Annotated in this window: 22 protein-coding genes; 19 read left to right on the forward strand and 3 right to left on the reverse strand. The window is 59.3% G+C overall.

All coding sequences use genetic code 11. The features are described from left to right. The first annotated feature begins 31 nt into the window (after window positions 1–31). From GAL01_RS04050 to GAL01_RS15640, 7 genes are all read left to right on the forward strand, one after another. On the forward strand, window positions 32–1,228 hold the full coding sequence (locus tag GAL01_RS04050) for a molybdopterin molybdotransferase MoeA (RefSeq protein WP_062028986.1): 1,197 nt from the start codon (window positions 32–34) through the stop codon (window positions 1,226–1,228). Beyond that, window positions 1,218–2,243: a GTP 3',8-cyclase MoaA gene (moaA, locus tag GAL01_RS04055; protein ID WP_082790672.1), complete on the forward strand. Its 1,026-nt coding sequence runs from the start codon at window positions 1,218–1,220 to the stop codon at window positions 2,241–2,243. The genes GAL01_RS04050 and moaA overlap by 11 nt, the downstream gene beginning before the upstream one ends. Window positions 2,244–2,274: 31 nt before the next feature. Further along, on the forward strand, window positions 2,275–2,757 hold the full coding sequence (gene moaC / locus GAL01_RS04060) for a cyclic pyranopterin monophosphate synthase MoaC (protein ID WP_062028988.1): 483 nt from the start codon (window positions 2,275–2,277) through the stop codon (window positions 2,755–2,757). Then, a complete protein-coding gene (locus tag GAL01_RS04065; protein ID WP_062028990.1) occupies window positions 2,754–3,593 on the forward strand; it encodes an NTP transferase domain-containing protein in 840 nt (279 codons plus the stop codon). The genes moaC and GAL01_RS04065 overlap by 4 nt, the downstream gene beginning before the upstream one ends. After that, window positions 3,590–4,084, forward strand: a complete 495-nt coding sequence (locus GAL01_RS04070) for a molybdenum cofactor biosynthesis protein MoaE (RefSeq protein WP_062028992.1) — start codon at window positions 3,590–3,592, stop codon at window positions 4,082–4,084. The genes GAL01_RS04065 and GAL01_RS04070 overlap by 4 nt, the downstream gene beginning before the upstream one ends. A 113-nt stretch (window positions 4,085–4,197) precedes the next feature. Next, window positions 4,198–4,788, forward strand: a complete 591-nt coding sequence (locus GAL01_RS04075; RefSeq protein WP_062028994.1) for a hypothetical protein — start codon at window positions 4,198–4,200, stop codon at window positions 4,786–4,788. Between the two features lie 74 nt (window positions 4,789–4,862). Then, on the forward strand, window positions 4,863–5,003 hold the full coding sequence (locus GAL01_RS15640; protein WP_156474564.1) for a hypothetical protein: 141 nt from the start codon (window positions 4,863–4,865) through the stop codon (window positions 5,001–5,003). A gap of 38 nt (window positions 5,004–5,041) precedes the next feature. Here GAL01_RS15640 and GAL01_RS04085 read toward each other — a convergent pair whose 3' ends face one another. Then, the gene (locus GAL01_RS04085) at window positions 5,042–6,181 is read right to left on the reverse strand and encodes a type III PLP-dependent enzyme (RefSeq protein WP_062028998.1); all 1,140 of its coding nucleotides are present in this window, start codon (window positions 6,179–6,181) and stop codon (window positions 5,042–5,044) included. 383 nt (window positions 6,182–6,564) lie between these two features. Here GAL01_RS04085 and GAL01_RS04090 point away from each other — a divergent pair, with 383 nt between their 5' ends. Continuing rightward, the gene (locus GAL01_RS04090) at window positions 6,565–7,614 is read left to right on the forward strand and encodes a YihY/virulence factor BrkB family protein (RefSeq protein ID WP_062029000.1); all 1,050 of its coding nucleotides are present in this window, start codon (window positions 6,565–6,567) and stop codon (window positions 7,612–7,614) included. A gap of 22 nt (window positions 7,615–7,636) precedes the next feature. Here the strand turns inward: GAL01_RS04090 and GAL01_RS04095 are convergent, their stop codons facing one another. Further along, window positions 7,637–8,287: a septal ring lytic transglycosylase RlpA family protein gene (locus GAL01_RS04095; protein WP_062029002.1), complete on the reverse strand. Its 651-nt coding sequence runs from the start codon at window positions 8,285–8,287 to the stop codon at window positions 7,637–7,639. A 153-nt stretch (window positions 8,288–8,440) separates the two neighbouring features. Between GAL01_RS04095 and aroQ the strand changes: the two genes are divergently transcribed. From aroQ to GAL01_RS04115, 4 genes are read left to right on the forward strand one after another with little or no spacing between them, the layout of a single operon-like run. After that, the gene (gene aroQ, locus GAL01_RS04100; RefSeq protein ID WP_041112562.1) at window positions 8,441–8,890 is read left to right on the forward strand and encodes a type II 3-dehydroquinate dehydratase; all 450 of its coding nucleotides are present in this window, start codon (window positions 8,441–8,443) and stop codon (window positions 8,888–8,890) included. Continuing rightward, entirely contained in the window at window positions 8,887–9,339 is a 453-nt protein-coding gene (locus tag GAL01_RS04105) for an acetyl-CoA carboxylase biotin carboxyl carrier protein (RefSeq protein ID WP_062029003.1), read from the forward strand. Before aroQ ends, GAL01_RS04105 begins: the two co-directional genes overlap by 4 nt. After that, entirely contained in the window at window positions 9,339–10,691 is a 1,353-nt protein-coding gene (gene accC, locus GAL01_RS04110) for an acetyl-CoA carboxylase biotin carboxylase subunit (protein WP_062029005.1), read from the forward strand. The genes GAL01_RS04105 and accC overlap by 1 nt, the downstream gene beginning before the upstream one ends. 14 nt (window positions 10,692–10,705) lie before the next feature. Then, window positions 10,706–11,275: an NIPSNAP family protein gene (locus GAL01_RS04115; RefSeq protein ID WP_062029007.1), complete on the forward strand. Its 570-nt coding sequence runs from the start codon at window positions 10,706–10,708 to the stop codon at window positions 11,273–11,275. Between the two features lie 84 nt (window positions 11,276–11,359). Here GAL01_RS04115 and GAL01_RS04120 read toward each other — a convergent pair whose 3' ends face one another. Further along, window positions 11,360–12,043 (reverse strand): YfdX family protein, encoded by a 684-nt coding sequence (locus GAL01_RS04120; RefSeq protein WP_062029009.1) that lies wholly within the window; start codon window positions 12,041–12,043, stop codon window positions 11,360–11,362. A 389-nt stretch (window positions 12,044–12,432) separates the two neighbouring features. Here GAL01_RS04120 and edd point away from each other — a divergent pair, with 389 nt between their 5' ends. From edd to GAL01_RS04155, 7 genes are all read left to right on the forward strand, one after another. Next, window positions 12,433–14,280 (forward strand): phosphogluconate dehydratase, encoded by a 1,848-nt coding sequence (gene edd / locus GAL01_RS04125; protein ID WP_099253087.1) that lies wholly within the window; start codon window positions 12,433–12,435, stop codon window positions 14,278–14,280. Between the two features lie 12 nt (window positions 14,281–14,292). After that, window positions 14,293–14,916: a bifunctional 4-hydroxy-2-oxoglutarate aldolase/2-dehydro-3-deoxy-phosphogluconate aldolase gene (gene eda / locus GAL01_RS04130; protein ID WP_062028035.1), complete on the forward strand. Its 624-nt coding sequence runs from the start codon at window positions 14,293–14,295 to the stop codon at window positions 14,914–14,916. Window positions 14,917–15,023: 107 nt separating this feature from the next. After that, window positions 15,024–15,587: a metal-dependent hydrolase gene (locus GAL01_RS04135; RefSeq protein WP_082780216.1), complete on the forward strand. Its 564-nt coding sequence runs from the start codon at window positions 15,024–15,026 to the stop codon at window positions 15,585–15,587. Then, on the forward strand, window positions 15,584–17,161 hold the full coding sequence (gene purH, locus GAL01_RS04140; protein ID WP_062028037.1) for a bifunctional phosphoribosylaminoimidazolecarboxamide formyltransferase/IMP cyclohydrolase: 1,578 nt from the start codon (window positions 15,584–15,586) through the stop codon (window positions 17,159–17,161). The genes GAL01_RS04135 and purH overlap by 4 nt, the downstream gene beginning before the upstream one ends. Further along, window positions 17,158–17,508, forward strand: coding sequence for a hypothetical protein (locus GAL01_RS04145; protein ID WP_062028039.1), 351 nt, complete (start codon window positions 17,158–17,160; stop codon window positions 17,506–17,508). Before purH ends, GAL01_RS04145 begins: the two co-directional genes overlap by 4 nt. A 126-nt stretch (window positions 17,509–17,634) precedes the next feature. Beyond that, a complete protein-coding gene (locus GAL01_RS15440; RefSeq protein ID WP_145995603.1) occupies window positions 17,635–18,894 on the forward strand; it encodes a hypothetical protein in 1,260 nt (419 codons plus the stop codon). Between the two features lie 16 nt (window positions 18,895–18,910). Further along, the gene (locus GAL01_RS04155) at window positions 18,911–19,645 is read left to right on the forward strand and encodes a flagellar hook assembly protein FlgD (RefSeq protein ID WP_082790634.1); all 735 of its coding nucleotides are present in this window, start codon (window positions 18,911–18,913) and stop codon (window positions 19,643–19,645) included. Window positions 19,646–19,697: the final 52 nt, after the last annotated feature.

Consider the following 19,697-nt stretch of genomic DNA (forward strand, 5'->3'; position numbering starts at 1 on the left):
CGCAACAGACGCACCAGCGACCGGAGCGGAAATGAGTGATCTCCTGAGCGTTACACGGGCCATGGAACTGGTGCTGGATTATGCCGGCAGCTTTGGGCCCGAGACGGTGGATCTGACGATGGCGGCCGGTCGCGTACTTCAGCAGACGATCCATGCCGAGCGCGCCCAGCCACCTTATGACCGCGTGATGATGGACGGCATTGCCTACCGTCACGGCAGCGGCCAGACGCTGGTGTCGCATGGAATCCAGCGCGCCGGTGCGCCGGGCCAGGCTTTACCGGATGGCCCTGTCTGTCTGGAAGTAATGACGGGCGCGGTCCTGCCGGAAGGGGCGGACACTGTGGTGCCGGTCGAACGTCTTGTCCGCGAAGGGCGACTGATCCGCTTTGAAGAGGGCTATGAGCCGCGCAGGGGCCAGTTCATCCATCGCCGGGGTTCCGATTGTGCGGCCGGAACGGAGCTTCTGGTGCCGGGGCGTCGGCTGGATGGTCCGGCGCTGGCGGTTCTTGCGGGGAATGGGCATGCGCAGGTCTGCGTGTCACGGATTCCCTCCATCGGGATCGTGGCGACGGGCGACGAACTCGTGGATGTGGGCGCCCCTGTGCGCGACTGGGAAATCCGCCGCTCCAACGAATTCGCCCTGACCGGCGCGCTCCTGTCACGCGGCTTTAACTGCATTGAACGCTCCGTCGTACCGGACGATCTCGCGGAGACGATCGTGGCGCTGCGCGAACAGCTCTCGCGACATGATGTTCTGATCCTGAGCGGGGGCGTTTCGATGGGGGCCTTCGATCACGTTCCCAAAGCGCTGTCGAAAATCGGGGTCGAGCGAGTGTTCCACAAGGTGGCGCAGCGTCCGGGCAAGCCGCTCTGGTTCGGGGTCGGTCCGGAAGGGCAGCGCGTTTTCGGGCTGCCGGGCAACCCTGTTTCCGCCACGACCTGCGGAGTGCGTTATGTCATGCCGATGCTTCTGGCCGGGCAGGGATTGAGCCGTCCCGAACCCTATACGGTCGTGCTGGATGCCGATGCCGAACGGATCCCGACACTGACGCGCTTTCTGCCCGTAAAACTCCATCACGATGCGACGGGACAGGTGCGCGCAACGCCGTGTCCAATGCCAACATCCGGGGATTTCAGCTTTCTGGCCTCCACGGACGGGTTTGTGGAGCTGTCACGCGGGGATGCCGTGTCGCCCCGTGGGACAGCCGTGTTGTTTTATGGCTGGTAACGCCCTGTCTGACCGCTTCAGCCGTCCGCTGCATGATCTGCGGATTTCCGTCATGGACCGGTGCAATTTCCGGTGTCCGTACTGCATGCCGGAAGCGACCTATCACGAGCATTTCCGCTTTCTGGAACCCAAAGAGCGTCTGAGCTTCGATGAAATCGAACGCGTGGCGCGCGTGGCGGTGTCGCTCGGGGTGCGCAAGCTGCGGCTGACGGGCGGGGAGCCGCTCCTGCGTCCGAAGCTGCCGGAACTCGTGGCGCGTCTGGCGGCCATCGAGGGTGTGGAAGATGTTGCCCTGACCACGAACGGCGTGCTGCTGGAGCGTCATGTGCAGGAGCTGAAAGCGGCGGGGCTGAACCGCGTGACAGTCAGTCTCGACAGTCTGGACCCTGCGGTTTTTGCGCGGATGAGCGGAGGCCGGGCGCAGCTTGAACCCGTTCTGGAGGCCATCGACAGCGCTGCGCGGGCAGGTTTTTCAGGCGGCGTGAAACTCAATAGCGTCATCCAGCGCGGCCTGAACGATGCGGGCGTCGAAGAACTGGCCGAACGCTTCCGCCACAGTGGTATCGTGCTGCGGTTCATCGAATATATGGATGTCGGAACGCGCAATCACTGGGAGCGGGCGGAAGTAGTTCCGTCGCGTGACCTGCTTGAACGTCTTGACGCCCGCTGGCCGCTCGAACCGGTCGACGCGCACTATCGCGGAGAGGTTGCACAACGATACCGTTACTGCGACGGGGGCGGAGAAGTCGGGTTTATTTCTTCCGTCACAGCCCCGTTCTGCGGGGACTGTTCGCGCGCGCGCCTGTCGTCGGAAGGGCAACTTTATACCTGCCTGTTCGCTTCGGAGGGGACAGATCTGCGGACGCTTCTGCGCAGCGACGCGGACGATACGGCCCTGCGCGCGCTGCTGGCCGGGGTGTGGCGCCAGCGGACGGACAGGTATAGTGAGGAGCGGGCAGCATCTTCGGATGCACCCGCACGCCGCCGTATCGAGATGAATTATATCGGCGGATAGAAACGGTAGTCGGACCGGGAGATCGAAGACGATGAAGACGCTCACTCATGTCAACGAACACGGCGAAGATCCGCGCATGGTCGATATCAGCGGCAAGGACGTGACCGAGCGCAATGCCCATGCCCAGGCCCGTCTGGTTTTCCCGTCCGACATTGCGCAGACATTGTCTGAAGCGGGGTTCATGACGGCCAAGGGCGCGGTTTTGACCGTGGCGCAGATTGCGGGCGTGATGGGTGTGAAATCGACGTCGCAGCTCATTCCTCTGTGCCATCCGCTGGCCCTCAGCGGCTGCCGGGTAGACATCACGATCGAGGGCGACGAGGCGGTGATCGACTGTCGGGTGTCGTGCAAGGGGCGGACAGGTGTGGAAATGGAAGCTCTGACCGGCGCGTCCGTGGCGGCACTCACGATCTATGACATGTGCAAGGCCATGTCCCACGACATGGTCATCCGCGAGGTTCGGCTGATGGGCAAGGCAGGTGGCAAGCGCGACTTCCAGAGGATCGAATCGTGAGGCCCCTTTACGGCCTGATCCTTGCGGGAGGGGCCAGCAAGCGCATGGGGACGGACAAGGCCGCGCTCGCCTATCACGGCAGGCCGCAGCTTCAGGCGGCCTTCGATGTTCTGTCGCCTCTGGTGGAAAAATGTTTCGTCTCGGTGCGTGCGGACCAGACGGAAGACCCTCTTCGCGCCGCTTTCCCGCAAATCGTCGATTCTGTGGAAATCGACGGGCCGGCGGCGGGTCTGCTGTCCGCGCATCAGGCCTGTCCGGATGTCGCCTGGCTGGTTCTGGCCTGTGATCTGCCGATGCTGGATCGGGGCACGCTGGAGAACCTGATCGCAAGGCGGGAGGCCGCAGACGTCGCGGTTGCCTATCGCAGTGAGCACGACGGTCTGCCGGAACCGCTCTGTGCCATCTGGGAACCCGAAGCGCTCGATCGTCTGGAGCAGCAGGTTCTGGATGGCCGGACCTGCCCCCGCAAGCTGCTGATCAACAGCCCGACCAGACTGCTGGAGCCCCATGCCCGTGGTGCGCTCGACAACATCAATACGCCCGGAGAACGCGAGGATGCGGCCCGGCGTCTGGAACACCCGACAGGAGTGCCGATGATCCGCCTGACACTGGAATATTTCGCCCAGCTCCGGGAGCTTGCCGGAACGCGGGAGCAGTCGCTCGAGACGGCATTTGCCACCGTCGGGCCGCTTTATGAGGAGTTGCGTGAGACATACGCCTTTCCCTTTGAAGCCTCGAAGCTCCGCGTGGCGATCAATGGCGATTTCGCGCCTTGGACGCAGCCCCTGAAGGACGGAGACCACATCGTGTTCATTCCGCCGGTGACAGGAGGATGAGCCGCTTTCGGATGGCGTCTGCGCCGCTGGATCTGAACCTGCTGCGTGAGGATCTGCATCTGGCCGAGGCGGGTGGCTTCTGCACCTTTGAAGGCTGGGTCCGTAACAGGAATGACGGCCGTCCCGTAGATGGTCTGGAATATGAATCCTACGAAGCTCTGGCACAGCTTGAAGGTGAACGTATCGTGGCGGAGGCGCTGGAGCGCTTCGAGATCAGCGAGGCCGTGGCCATGCACCGGACGGGCAGCCTGAAGGTCGGAGAGGTCGCCGTCTGGATCGGCGTTTCGGCACCGCATCGCGATGCGGCATTCCGGGCCTGCCGCTACGTCATCGACGAGGTCAAGCACCGTGTTCCTGTCTGGAAGAAGGAGCATTATCTGGATGGGGATGCCGAATGGGTGGCGTGCCATCACTGCCAGACGGCGCCTCGCGCCGCGGAAACTGATGCCCATGACCACGATCATGGGCATTGCGGGCATCATCATCACTGACGGGGGCTAACCGCGGGACAGCAGGTTTCTGTTCCGCGGGGTGTTTTTGAGTTGTAATTGCAAATCATTCTCAATTAGAATAAGTTCGGTCCTGCTGATTCGGAGTTATCCCCATGACACGGCTGTCGCTTTCCCTGTCCGATCTCTGCTGCTGTGAACGGCTGGCGCTGTGGAGTATCCGCTGCCTCATCAGCCACTACCGTTTGCCGAACTGTCCCGAGACAAAAACGACCGACGGCCTGTTCCCGGTCTGCTTCCGCCCGGCGCTCGATGCTGCGGAAGGAGCCTTTGCGGACGCCGTGCATCTTCTGGCGGTTGCGGGGCAGCCACGGCTTGCCGTGAACGCGCCGGGCATGCAGTCCCTGACGGTGCTGGAAGAGCGCTTCCTGCACGGGATCATCGCCGCCCAGAACGAAGGCCAGCGTGACGTTTTCATTCTTCTTGCTGAAGTCTTTCCGGACCGCTTCGTCCAGGGCTGTCTGGCCACGGCCCTGACGCTGCTCGCGGATTGCCTTGCGGGGGCAGGGCACTGGCTTCCCAAAACACTGCTGAAAGACGAGACCACGATTTCCGGGGGCGGGGCGCTGTCGTCGATCAGCCGCTGGCGATCGGTCAGCCCGTCGCGGATGCGCGTCCTGTGGCCGCAGGATAGCGGACCGCTGCAACGGGGGAGAGCGCCTGACGCGAACAGGGTGATGCACTGATGATGTCGCTGGGCAGGCGCACTGTCCGGAATGGCGTTGCGTCACACATTCCGGGCCTTGAGGAGCTGGAACACATGACGGTCTGTCTGTTGCTGCTGTCCGTGGGCGTGGTCGGTTTTTGCTGGCTCGCCTGCGTAAACCTTGAAATTTCCGCTGACGATCTTCTGTCCGCACTGGGGTACCAGTCCGGGTTGGAAGAGCCGTTCAGAGGCTGAACCCTCCCCAGCCCACAGATGGGCCGGAGACGCCGTTTTCAGATGTAATATTCGGTCAGCGGCGGAAAGCCGTTGAAACCGACGGAGCAGTACGTCGAAACATAGGCTCCGGTGGCGAGGATCTCGACGCGATCGCCACATTCAAGGGAATCCGGCATCGGGATGCGGTTCTTCTCGTACATGATGTCCACACCATCGCAGCTCGGACCGGCCACGACGCATGGCGAACGGGTGCCGTCTTCTGAATCGCGTGACGTGCGGAACGTGTAACGGATGGCCTCGCCTTCCGTCTCTGCCAGCCCACCAAAACGGCCGATGTCGAGATAGACCCAGCGCGGATCGGTGACGGCACCCCCGCGGCGGCTGACGAGAATGACCTCGCTCGACACCACGCCGGACTGCCCGACCATGTAGCGGCCCGGCTCCAGCAGGATTTCGGGTGCGTCGTCAGGGAAATGCGTCTTGAGGGACGCGTGGATCGTGTCGGCGAAATCCTGAACGGAAGGCACGTTCTCGCGGTAGTGGGTCGGGAATCCGCCACCTAGATTGAGCATCTGAAGGTCCACGCCCTGCGAGCGCAGGTCATGATACAGCCCTGCCGCCTTGGCGATGGCATGATCATAAGCCGCAACACCGGTCTGCTGGCTGCCGACATGGAAGGACAGGCCATAAGGCTTCAGGCCGAGCTCGCGTGCGCGCAGCATGAGCGTGCGGGCATTGTTCAGCGTGGTGCCGAACTTGCGCGACAGGGGCCAGTCGGCACCTTCGTTTTCCACGGCCAGGCGGCAGAAAACGCGGGCGCCGGGCGCATGCTTGCCGAGCTTTTCCAGCTCTTCGATGCTGTCGAACACGAACAGGCTGATGCCCAGATCATGCGCTTCACGGATCCACTCCGGCTTCTTCAGCGTATTGCCGTAAGAGATCCGGTCCGGCGTTGCGCCGGCATCGAGGCACATGCGGATTTCCGCAATAGAGGCGGCATCGAAAGACGATCCCAGACCGACCAGGCGCTCGAGGATGGCCGGGGCCGGGTTGGCCTTGATGGCGTAATAGATTTTCGCTTCCCCAAGCGCATCGTGCAGGGCACGGTAATGCGCGGCCACGACGTCGAGATCGACGACGAGGCAAGGAGTTGCCGGCTGCTGCTCGGCAAGGAAACGGGTGATTTTGGGAGTCATGACACTCAATTCCCAGAACCGGACTCGTCAGGGAACAATATCGCCCTGCGAGTGTGTTGCGAAACGGTCGAACGGACCGGCGAATAGCGGGAATCCGTAACGGGTGGATTCCTGAAGGCCAGAACGCTTGACGTCGTTGCGTAACCTCGAGTGGGCCAGTGGCACGTGCGTTGCTGCGTGAGGCGGGCATATGGGACCAAATGCCCCGTCGTGCAACCGCTAATTTTGCATTGTGATGCTTTTGCCAATATTGGTGTGGTGAATCTGGGCGAATTCGGAACGCTGAAGGCATCTTCCGCGTAGGTACATGGCTCATGTCGTTCGATCCGGACTGTCATGAGCGCGACCGCTGCCCCAACAGGACACTGCCGAGGAAACCCTGCGTGAGTTTGACACCCGAATCTGCGACCCTTTCCGGCTCCCGGGTCGTGCCGGAACAAGCCGTATCTTCGGAGTCGGGACAATCACCTGCTGTCACGGATGCCGCTGATCCGAATGCCGCATCATCGCAGAACAGACTGCATCATGCCGCCTGGCGGGTCATCGCCAAGCATCTCTTTGCGGAAGTCGGCTCCAGCCAGACTTCGCTCTCTGCGGCGGGATGCGCGTTTTACGCCACGCTGTCGCTTTTTCCAGCCATCTCCAGCCTGATTTCCCTTTATGGTCTGGCCTTTGATCTCCAGTCAGTCGAGCCCCAGCTCGAAGTGCTGAGGCATCTCCTGCCGCCATCGGCCTATGCCCTGATTGGTGACCGGATTCACGAACTGATTTCCCAGCCTCACTCGTCGCTGACAATCGGCCTGATCTTCTCGCTTGCGGTGGCCCTGTGGTCCGCTTCGGCAAGCACGAAGTCGATCCTCTCCGCGTTGAACATGGCCTATAATGCGCAGGAAACGCGGAGTTTCCTGAAATTTCAGGCTGTCGCGCTGTCAACCACGCTGACGGCTATCGTGGGCGCTGCGCTCACTCTGGCGCTGATGGTGGCAGCACCCGCTCTCGTGGATTACCTGCCGCGCCACGTCAGTTTCCTCAGCGATCCGCCATTTCCGGTGAATTTTCTGCTGTCCTACGGTGCACCGATGATCGTGCATACGCTTGCGCCGGTTCTGATGCTGCTGTTCGTCTTTATTGCTGTGACGCTGCTGTACCGCTTTGCGCCGTGCCGCGTGCATACAGAGTGGCGCTGGATTTTTCCGGGCTCGATCCTCGCGACGATCCTGTGGGTGGCAACGTCTCTGGGCTTCTCATGGTATGTCGCGCATTTCGCCAGCTATGGCGCAACATATGGACCCCTCGGCGCTGTCGCAGCCATCATGATGTGGCTTTTCGTGAGCGCATATGTGGTGCTGTTCGGAGCGGAACTGAACGCCAGCCTTGAGGCCCGGGCTGGTAAAAGTCAGGCCGTGCCGCCGGAAGGAACAAGTCTGGCCTGAGGATCAGGCCAGTTGTTCAGCGTTAGTGATGATGGTGCGGGATGCGTGGTGATGTGCTGCCCCGCGGAGAGGTAGGGGCTGTATTGGTGCCTGCGGCTTCAATTGCCTGTGCGCTGGTGTCCGAAGGATCGGCTTCCGCCACTTCAGGCTCGGAGCCCGCCTGCATGGACGGTGCCACTTCCGTCATTTTCGCGATGGTGACATGCGCTGTACCCGCGCCCAGCATCCCGATTTTTGCGGCCGCAGCGTGGGACAGGTCGATGATGCGGCTGTTGAAAGGACCACGGTCGTTGACGGTTACCACGACTGATCGCCCCGTGTCCTGTGACGTCACCAGAAGCTTTGTCCCGATCGGCAGGGACGGGTGCGCGGCGGTCAGGTCATTGGTGTTGAAGGTGGCGCCGCTTGCGGTGCGCCGTCCGTGGAAATGCCGTCCATACCAGCTCGCCATGCCATGCTGGGACCAGGCATGTGCGGCCTGATGGGCCCGGTTGGAGAGTGCGGCCCGAACGGAGTCTGCCCAGTTTGTTCTCGGCGTTCCATCAATGGCGGACTCGTCACTCGCGTGAGCGGTGTGATGACCGGCCAGACCAGCAAGCGCTACGGCAAATGTCATGCTGCGCAGGGGGATGAAGCCTAGGGGATTGCGAAGGACAGACAGGTTGAAGCGCACTATATCAGGTTCTTCTCCAGTGGACGGGACGGGCTCAGATTGGTCCTGATAGCACAAAAATGCGGCCCTGTCGCCTTTTGGACACCCTGAAGACGGCAGCAATAGGGCAATGACGCTTTCATGACAGCTTCGAAAGTGCTATCGCGCGGCCAGATGAAACGCCCTCTGATCACCGTTCTCAACGGTCCGAATCTCAATATGCTGGGTCTTCGCCAGCCCGGAATCTACGGTCACGCCACGCTCGACGATGTCGAACAGGTGTGCATTCAGGCTGCCGAACGGCTTGATGTCGCCATTGATTTCCGCCAGACGAACGGAGAGGGTGAACTTGTGTCCTGGGTTCAGGAATGTCGCGGCCGTGCAGACGGAATCGTGATCAATCCCGCAGCCTACGGGCACACCTCGATTGCCCTGCTCGACGCGCTTCTGGCGGTCGAGCTGCCGGTGGTTGAGGTTCATATTTCCAATATTCATCGCAGGGAGCCGTTCCGTCATCACACCTACGTCTCGCAGGCCGCCATCGGCGTGATCTGTGGCCTCGGCGTCAGGGGATATGCGCACGCGCTTCAGGCAATAACCGACATGATCGAAGACGAAGGATGAGCCGTATGCTCGTGGACAAGGATGCCATCCGGGCATTGGCCGATATTCTGACCGAAACCGGCCTGACCGAAATCGAGATTTCCGAAGCGGACAGCCGTATCCGCGTGGCGCGCAACGTCAACGTGGTTCAGGCTGCTGCTCCTGTGCAGGCCGCCGCAGCACCTGCGGCTCCGGCAGTCGCCGCCGTTGCGGCTCCGGCTGATCCGGCCAAGCATCCGGGCATGGTGCCGAGCCCGATGGTCGGCGTTGCCTATCTGACGCCCGATCCGGCTTCTCCGCCGTTCGCAGTCGAAGGACAGCCGGTTACCGCGGGTCAGACGATCATGCTCATCGAAGCCATGAAGACCTTCAACCAGATCAAGGCTCCCCGCGCCGGCACGCTGACGAAGTTCCTTGTCGAATCCGGCCAGCCGGTCGAGTTCGGCGAAGCCCTAGCGATCATCGAGTAATGATTTCCAAGGTCCTCATTGCCAACCGGGGTGAGATCGCGCTGCGAATTCAGCGCGCCTGCCGCGAGATGGGCATCAAAACCGTTGCCGTGCATTCAACGGCAGACGCCGATGCGATGCATGTGCGCCTTGCGGACGAAGCCGTCTGCATCGGTCCGCCGAGTGCGCGCGACTCCTATCTGAACGTTGCGGCCATTCTTTCCGCAGCAACGATCACGGGGGCGGACGCCATTCACCCCGGCTACGGCTTCCTGTCGGAAAATGCCGAGTTCGCCGAAACCGTGGAAGAACACGGTCTCGCGTTCATCGGCCCGACCGCCGAGCATATCCGCACGATGGGCGACAAGATCGCCGCCAAGACCACGATGCGCGCGCTTGGCGTGCCGCTGGTGCCGGGGTCCGATGGCGGTCTGGCCGATTTGCAGGCGGCCCGCGAAGTCGCGGAAAAAGTCGGCTATCCGGTCCTCATCAAGGCTGCTGCCGGTGGCGGCGGGCGCGGCATGAAGGTCGCAATGACGGCGGACGACCTTGAGGAAGCCTGGTCGGTCGCCCGTGCCGAAGCCCGTGCGGCTTTCGGCAACGACGAGGTCTATCTCGAGAAGTATCTCAATCGCCCGCGTCACATTGAGCTTCAGATCCTTGGCGATGCGCATGGCAATGTCGTGCATTTCGGTGAGCGTGACTGCTCGCTCCAGCGCCGTCACCAGAAGCTTCTGGAAGAAGCCGGTTCGCCGGCCCTGACGGATGCCGAGCGTGAGGAAATCGGCCGCACCGCGACCGAGGCCCTCTCACGCATGGGCTATCGCAACGCTGGCACGCTCGAGTTCCTGTATCAGGACGGTCAGTTCTGCTTCATCGAGATGAACACGCGTCTTCAGGTCGAGCATCCAGTGACCGAGATGGTCTGCAGTGTGGATCTCGTTCGCGAGCAGATCCGTATCGCATCGGGTGAGCCGCTTGGTTACACGCAGTCGGATATCAAAATGTCCGGGCATGCGATCGAGTGCCGCATCAATGCGGAAGATCCGGAAACCTTCATGCCGAGTCCCGGTACGATCAAGGTCTTCCATGCTCCGGGTGGGCTGGGCGTTCGTATGGACAGCGCCATTTACGCTGGCTATCGCATCCCGCCTTACTATGACAGCATGATCGCCAAGCTGATTGTGCATGCCCCCACGCGCGCTGAAGCCATTGCCCGCATGCAGCGTGCTCTGGACGAATGTGTAGTGGATGGTGTGAAGACGGTCATTCCGCTTCACCAGAAAATTCTGGCCGACCCTTCTTTCCAGAAGGGGGACTATACCATTCATTGGCTGGAAAATTTTGTTGCTGCCCGGCAGGCAGGAAAATAACCCGGAGTCAGCCCATGAGTTATGCAGAAACCATTATCCTTGATGTCCGGATCGGGCAGGTCCCAGTAGTGGTTTCTGCGCTCACGGGGCGTGACGGCCTCGCCGTGTGGGTGAGCGAAATTGGCGTGCTCAACCGGATTATCCTGTTCCGGACAGCCGACACCTATGCTGGTCTGCTCGACGGACGACCTAAACTTCTGGCTGCAATCCCCAAAGACTCCATCCAGAGCGTTGATGTCACAAGCTGGCGCATCATTTCGCCTCTGCTTCCCGCGGGAGCCTATGGCAGCGTCTATGAATGGCGCTGCTACGAGTTGAAGCTGGGGCAGGTGGGGGATGTGGAGGAAGCTTTTGCGGCGTCCCTCCCGCCACGCCTGGAACTGTCCGAGCTGGTCTGCGGGATGATTTCTCTCGAAGGCACGCCGCGCCTGGCCCATATTTGGCCCTACGCAGACATGAACGCTCGTATGGAGATCAGGGCACAGGCCGTAGCGAGCGGGGTCTGGCCGCCTAAGGTCGCAAGCTATCTGAGCATTATGGAAAATGCGATTTTGCTTCCAGCTCCCGATTCCGCCTGGCGTTAAGGCGTTCTGAATCATGGACAGAAAAGAGCGGTGAGGCTTCGGCCTTCACCGCTCTTTTTTATGCCTGAACCCGTGTCTGAAAAATTACTTCTTGGCGGGAGCCGGGGCGGCAGGCGCCAATGTTTCGATTGTGCTTTCAGAAACGAACACCACCGAATTCAGAGCCTGGTTCAGGGCAGCTACAGCTTCCTGCGGATTATGCCCTTCGGTAAAGACGGTTGCCCGATAGACCGCACCCTGCACCGGCGTGACGGGTGCGAGCGCCATAATGAAGTCCGCATCTGCTCCCACGACCTTCATGGTCTCGGCAGCCTGATCCGTGTTGCCGGACTTCAGCTGGGCATTCGCAGAGACGATCGCGGCTTTCTTTTCGGGGGCCAGGGTCTCGCTCAGGATGAACTCACCGCCGACCGGAAGCCAGTCCGTCTGGCCAACGACAGGCTGGTGGTTGGCGATAACAGGATGCTGTGGGACAGGATGGAGATCGTTTTCGGCAGCCTGAAATTTTTTGTCAGCCTTTTCCGCAGCAGCAAGGCGCTTCTGGGCATCGTACAGGGCCGGAATGGCGGCTTCGGTCTTGCCTGTCGTCTGGAGAATGTCCCGAGCCTTCAAAATATCCTGAAAAGCACGCTGCCCGTCGGCAGAAAGATGATGAAACGCACGGTGTGCCTTAAATTTTTCCCAGTGTGTGTGCAGTGAATCGGCACTGGCAAACGGGGTTGCGCAAAGAATGGATGAAATTGCAGCCATGGCTGGAATAAATTTCATGATATTATCTCCGTGAATATTCTGTTCTGACCCCTATCGGTATTTCATGATGGTAGTTCAGACAAATTACCGATCATTTAATGGCTGTCGGTCCATTTTTGGATTTTCCGAGTGGTACTCTGGCGAGCGGCATTTCCTTGAGGATTGTGACTAACAGATGCAATTCTTTTTGTTGCGTCCTGAATGTGATTTTTGGAACTTATCGACGATATGAAATGATTTATTGAAATAAAAATGAGGATATTGAGGTTTTCATTTGGGGAACGGCTTGCCCTGAAGGAGGGGTTTCCGTATGAACGGGGCCTCAATCACGATACCGTGCCTTGCGCCGGAAAGTCGGCCTTTCCGGAGCGCATTGCAGGCATCAGCCGAGTAGCGAGTATTTCCAGATGTCTCTGAATCCTGTCGTCGAGAGTGTGACTGCCCGTATCATCGAGCGTTCGAAAATCTCCCGGCGCCGGTATCTCGCCCTGATGGAGCGCAACCGGGCCAAAGGTGTGCTCCGGCCCAGACTCGCCTGCGGAAATCTGGCTCATGCGATCGCGGCTTCCAGCCCCGACAAGCCGGAACTGATGCGTCCCACCGGGACCAATATCGGTATCATCACAACCTATAACGACATGCTCTCGGCGCATCAGCCTTATGGCCGCTATCCCGAGCAGATCAAGCTGTTTGCCCGTGAGGTCGGGGCGACGGCCCAGGTTGCAGGCGGCGCACCTGCCATGTGTGACGGTGTGACGCAGGGGCAGGAGGGGATGGAACTGTCCCTGTTCTCCCGCGACGTGATCGCCATGTCCACGGCGGTCGGTCTGAGCCACGGCATGTTCGAAAGCGTGGCGCTGCTCGGGATCTGCGACAAGATCGTACCGGGGCTTCTGATGGGCGCCCTGCGCTTTGGTCATCTGCCGACCATGCTGATTCCGGCCGGTCCGATGCCGTCCGGTCTTCCAAACAAGGAAAAGCAGCGCATCCGGCAGCTTTATGTGCAGGGCAAGGTCGGGCAGGCCGAATTGATGGAAGCGGAAAACGCCTCCTATCACAGTGCCGGAACCTGCACGTTCTATGGAACGGCCAATACGAACCAGATGATGGTCGAGATCATGGGTCTGATGATGCCGGACTCGGCGTTCATCAATCCCAACACGAAGCTGCGTCAGGCCATGACGCGCTCGGGAATCCATCGTCTGGCAGAGATCGGCCTGAATGGAGAAGATGCGCGCCCGCTCGCGCAGTGCGTCGATGAAAAGGCTATCGTGAACGCTGCTGTCGGACTGCTGGCAACGGGTGGGTCGACCAACCATGCAATCCATCTTCCCGCCATCGCCCGCGCTGCAGGCATTCTGATCGACTGGGAAGACATCAGCCGCCTGTCTTCCGCTGTTCCGCTGATTACCCGCGTCTATCCGAGCGGTTCGGAAGACGTGAATGCGTTCAATCGCGTGGGGGGGATGCCAACGGTCATCGCCGAACTGTCGAGCGCCGGAATGCTGCATCAGGATATCCTGACGGTCTCGCGCGGCGGCTTTTCCGATTATGCACGCCGCGCTTCGCTTGAAGGCGACGACCTCGTCTACAGCCGCGCAAAATCTTCCACCGACACCGACATCCTGCGTGACGTTGCAACGCCTTTCCGTCCGGATGGCGGCATGCGCCTGATGACGGGCAATCTGGGGCGTGCGATTTACAAGAGCAGCGCCATTGCAGCGGAACACCTGACGGTCGAAGCGCCTGCACGGGTGTTTCAGGACCAGCATGACGTCATCACGGCCTATCAGAATGGCGAACTTGAGCGTGATGTCGTCGTGGTCGTGCGTTTTCAGGGGCCGGAAGCCAATGGCATGCCGGAACTGCACAAGCTGACCCCGACGCTGGGCGTGCTGCAGGACCGCGGCTTCAAGGTGGCCCTTCTGACGGATGGTCGTATGTCGGGCGCCAGCGGAAAGGTGCCGGCGGCCATTCATGTCGGCCCCGAAGCGCAGGTTGGCGGTCCGATCGCCCGCGTTCGGGACGGTGACATGATCCGCGTCTGCGCCGTGAGCGGCCAGATCGAGGTGCTGGTGGATGCCGCCGAATGGGACAGCCGCACGCCGGTCGCCCCGCCGCTCCCGGCATTGGGAACGGGTCGGGAGCTGTTCGCGCTGCTGCGTTCGGTGCATGATCCGGCCGAAGCGGGCGGGTCTGCGATGCTGGCCCAGATGGATCGCGTGATCGAAGCCGTCGGCGACGATATTCACTAAGGAAGATTTCGCATGATCGATACTGCCAAACTTGATGCCGTCATGAGCCGCTGTCCGGTCATGCCGGTGCTGGTGGTCAATGACGTGGCGCAGGCCCGTCCGATGGCCGAGGCTCTGGTGGCGGGTGGCCTGTCCACGCTTGAAGTCACGTTGCGGACGCCCTGTGCGCTCGAAGTCATTGAGGAAATGTCCAAGGTGCCGGGTGCGCTCGTCGGTGCGGGGACCGTTCTGAACCCGTCCGATATGGACCGTGCCGTGAAAGCGGGTGCGCGCTTCATCGTCAGCCCGGGCCTGACCGATGCCCTCGTCAAGGCTTCCGTCGCGCATGACGTTCCGTTCCTGCCGGGCGTTGCCAATGCGGGTGACATCATGCGCGGTCTCGATCTGGGCCTGTCGCGCTTCAAGTTCTTCCCGGCCGTGACGAATGGCGGCATTCCCGCGCTGAAGAGCCTTGCCAGTGTTTTCGGCAGCAATGTCCGTTTTTGCCCGACGGGTGGCATTACGGAAGAAAGCGCCCCGGAATGGCTGGCCCTTCCGACCGTTTCCTGTGTCGGTGGCTCCTGGGTTACGGCGGGCGCCTTCGACGCGGACAAGGTTCGTCAGCGCGCAACGGCCGCAGCCCTCCTGAAGGTCTGAGCGCACCGCCACGGACGCTTCACGGGGCCTGCATCACGTCGTGGTCCCCGTGAACGTTTTATGAACAAATGGTTTGCGGGACGAGATGAAGCAGATCATAAGGGCGCGTGACTGGACGTTCCCATCTGTTGATCGGCGGCTTTGCCGTATTGTGTGCCATGCGCTGGCATGTGCTATCCCCTGAGCCACTTTCCGTCTGTACGGGCCTGCTGGGCAGTCTTCTGCCCGACATTGATACCGAGCGCTCCATGCTTGGAAGCCGGGTGAAGATCCTCTCCCGCTTTCTGGCGAAAGCCTTCGGCCATCGTGGCCTGACGCATTCGGGCCTGATGCTGCTCGTTGCTGCGGCTGTCATGAATGGTCTGATGGGCCCTGAAAGTCTTCGCGGACCGTGGGGTGCCCTGCTGCTTGGCGCTGCGACCCATATCGCCGCCGATCTCCCGACAGGAGGCTGTCAGGTTTTCGCCCCCCTCAGCCGTTCGCGACTTTCACTCTGGCCCTATGTCCGGACTGGCGGCATCGGGGAAATCATGCTTCTTGTGCCCATCCTCTGCCTTCTGGGCTGGGCAGGATTTTCCGGTAATGGCCCTGTTCCGGGTCATCATCCCCCCTCTGCGCATCACTCGCGGTTGCGCGGACATGTTTTGAAGGATATTTCATTCTCATCATGACACAGACCCGACTCCCCGTCCGCCGCGCTCTTCTCTCCGTTTCTGACAAAACGGGACTGATCGAACTGGGGCGTGCGCTTGCAGCCCACGGTGCGGAACTTCTTTCGACCGGGGGGTCCGCCAAGGCTCTTCGTGACGCCGGTCTGACCGTCAAGGATGTCTCGGACCATACCGGTTTTCCGGAAATTCTGGACGGGCGGGTCAAGACCCTCGTGCCTCAGGTTCATGGTGGCATTCTCGGACGCCGCGATCTCGCCGATCATGTTGCGCAGATGGCGAAGCATGACATCGCTCCGATTGATCTGGTCTGTGTAAATCTCTATCCGTTCGCCGCAACCGTTGCATCGGGTGCAGGGGACGAAGACTGCATCGAGAATATTGATATCGGTGGCCCCGCCATGATCCGCGCGGCTGCCAAAAACTTCGATCACGTCGCGATCCTGACGGATCCGCAGCAATATGGGGCGGTCATCGCGTCACTGGAGCAGGGCGGTACGGTGCTGGTCGAACGACGGGGCTACGCGGCCTCCGCCTACGCCCACACAGCTGCCTATGACAGCATGATCTCCCGCTGGTTTGCCAAACAGGCCGGCGAAATCCTGCCTCCCGTCCTGACCCTGAGCGGAACACGGGACGATCTGCTGCGTTACGGCGAAAACCCGCATCAGAAGGCGGCTTTCTATCGTGACGGCAGCCAGCGCCCCGGTGTAGCGAGCGCGCGGCAGCTTCAGGGCAAGGCGCTGAGCTACAACAACATCAATGACACGGATGCGGCGTTCGAGGCTGTCGCCGAGTTTGATGAACCGACTGTGGTGATCGTCAAGCATGCCAATCCATGCGGCGTGGCGTCTGCAGCAACGCTGGAGCAGGCCTGGATTGCGGCTCTGCGCTGCGACCCCGTTTCGGCTTTCGGCGGTATCGTCGCCCTCAACCGGACGCTGGATGGTGCCACGGCCCAGAGGATCAGCAAGATCTTCACGGAGGTGATCGTGGCTCCCGATGCCGATGCGGATGCCGTCGAGGTCCTTGCAAAGAAAAAGAACCTGCGTCTGCTGCTCACGCAGGGCGTGCCTGATCCGACCGCTGAAGGGCTGTCATTCCGCTCGGTCGCAGGTGGTTTTCTGGCCCAGAGTCGCGATGCCGGTCGGGTAACGCAAGCCGACCTCAGGGTCGTGACCAAGCGGGCGCCGACGGATCAGGAAATGAAGGATCTGCTGTTCGCGTTCCGCGTCGCAAAGCATGTGAAATCAAACGCCGTCATCTATGTCCGCAATGGCGCCACGGTTGGCATTGGTGCCGGGCAGATGTCACGGGTAGACAGCGCGCGGATTGCAGCGCGCAAGAGCGAAGATGCCGCAAAGGAAGCCGGAGAGCAGGCCCCGCTGACAATCGGATCGGTTGCAGCTTCGGATGCGTTCTTCCCCTTCGCGGATGGTCTTGAGAGCGTCGTTGCGGCGGGTGCCGTGGCTGTCATTCAGCCGGGTGGCTCCATCCGCGATCAGGAGGTGATCGATGCGGCAGATGCGGCCGGGATCGCCATGGTATTCACCGGCATGAGGCATTTCAGACATTGAAAAAGCTTGCTTGCGCCAGCCTGGTTCTGGCTCTGTCCTTCTCCACAGCGGAAGCTGCTCCCTGTGTCTATGACATGACGCCACTTCCTGTGATCAAGGGGGTTGTCGCTGACATTACGCCTACTGGCGTACAGCTTAGCGATGGGACAGCTGTCATTCTGCCACAGGAGTTTCTGGCGCATATCCATCTGAACCAGAAGCTGGCCGTCAGAGGACTGATTTCGGTGGCAACCCATACGGTACAGGCTCTGGCACTTGATGGTAATCCTCCCATCTGCCCGAGCACGCCGGCGATCCCGCATGGCGCCTTTCCAGGATCGCCGGCATACGACACGATCCATCCCTGACCTCTATAGTATTAGGCAGTAGTTAAACGCTTTCTTTACGGTTCTTGTGCAAAAATTTCCCGGATTTACCGATGCTGGCGGATCCGGAGGCGCAAGTTTTTGTCACATGTCACGACATCCGCAGTTATGTCGACCACGGGCCTCGGGCGCACTGATATTGCTCCCGGGGCACAACTGGCCTCCAATGAGCGGTTCCACGATTTTCTGGCAAGCTATGTGCACCCGGAAACTCCCAGGCACTCTGAAACCAGCCAAAAAACCTCAATAGTCAAATCCCAGTCTGCAACAAAAGCAGAGCCTCTCGCATCCGAACGGACAGCTCAGAGACAGTTTCCAAAAGCCGAGACTTCAACGACGTCCCCTGTGCGACCAGCCGCAGTCTCACATCTGGAAGAACATATTGTCCTTTCGAAACCCGCAGCTGCTCCTCAAAGTCAGACCCTTCCAACTGCCGTACAGAAGGGCGCCTCTGATGGCAGTAAAGAACAGCCACAGGATAGTAGCGTTCAGAATAAATCGCCCCAATCCGTTGCGCAAAAAAGCAGCGATAAATCTTTGCCGAAGGATGGTCTGAGCCCAGCAGAAAATGAGTCATCTCAAACGGAGGGAGATGATTTCGTTGATAACAATACGCCGTCTCTTCCTGTGAAGGAAACAAGCTCTGCGGCGGACGGTAAGGGAGAGTCTGTTTCAAATAAAACAAATCAGATCAGTGATCTTATTGGAAATAATAATTCAAGAGTTATTTCTGATAATGGAATATTGGATAAAGATAAAAAAGAACAAAATATAGAATTCAATAAATCTGAAAATTCTATAAAAATAGAAAACAACTCTTTTATTGACTCAGATTCGATTGCTTCGGAGAAAATACTGCCTGAAGTATTGAATGAGACAACTCCTGAGACACAGGCAGAAAATACCACTGCACCCCCCGGTGATGAAGAGAAAATCTCCCGGCATGCTGATCCGCATGTTCAGCTTTATCAAGAAGAAAGTATTGGAAATAATATAACTCATATCGAAATGAATGTTGGAGAAAACGAAAAAATACATATAAAAATTAATGGAACTATCAGTAAAGAGCATAGGATTCATATTAATACGGATAATCCGGAGGTTTACCAGTCGCTTAAAGAAGACAAAAGTACACTAATTGAAGCACTGTCTGATAATTCATCTTTTGTTTCTGGCGCGCAGTCCACAGTGAAAGCAGATATCCAGATCAGTCTTTCGCTGCCAGCTTTTCTTGACATGTCGTCTCGTGATGAGCGGCAGGAGGGCAACACCCGCTCATCAGGTTCATTACGGGGCGATACGCCTGAAGCTTCAACTTCTGTCGCTGAACGCCGATTTCTCCGCGGCGTCGTCGATCTCACAGTCTAAAAATAGGATTGAAATCATGGTCTCTTCAGTTGGCACAACAACAGGCAGTACATCTCTTTTAAGTCAGGCAATAAGCGCAGCCAAAAGTAATGCCGCCACAAATGCCGCTGCGTCGTCCAGCACCGCAACGAGCAGTTCAAGCAGTTCCTCCTTGTCTTCTCTGGGCGGAAACTTTAATCAGTTTCTCACACTGTTAACGACGCAGTTGCAGCATCAGGATCCCAGCAATCCGACAAGTACTGATTCATTTACTGCGGAATTGGCCCAGTTTGCCGGTGTGCAACAGCAGGTGCAAACCAATACAAACCTGACGAGCTTGATTTCAGCCACGCAGGATAACCAGATGGCTTCTGCTGTCAGTCTTATCGGAAAAACAACGACAGCCAGTACTTCCAGTCTCCCATTGCAAAGTGGGACGGCCTCTTTGTCTTTTACCGCACCTCAGGCTGGAGATGTCGCGATTGCTATAACGGATAGTACGGGGGCTGTCGTTAAATCCGAGACAATTGATGCTTCAGTCGGAACAAATACCTGGACATGGGATGGTAAAAATAACAGTGGGATACAGCTAAGCAATGGCGCTTATACTGTGGCAGTAGAAGGGAGTTCAACAGACGGGACCAGCGTTGCGCTTCCGACTACGGTAACAGGAACGGTTACAGGCGTTTCAAAGGGAAGCGCGGGGGTTAATATTGATATGGGTAGTGCCACCATCAACATGAGCGACCTAACCGGCTTTTCAAGTACCTGATTTCAGGGGCCTCCGAGATCGATTGTTAGTCATGTATTAACCTTTTTGCCCC

This window comes from Gluconobacter albidus, assembly GCF_002723915.1.
GTDB classification, from domain to species: domain Bacteria; phylum Pseudomonadota; class Alphaproteobacteria; order Acetobacterales; family Acetobacteraceae; genus Gluconobacter; species Gluconobacter albidus.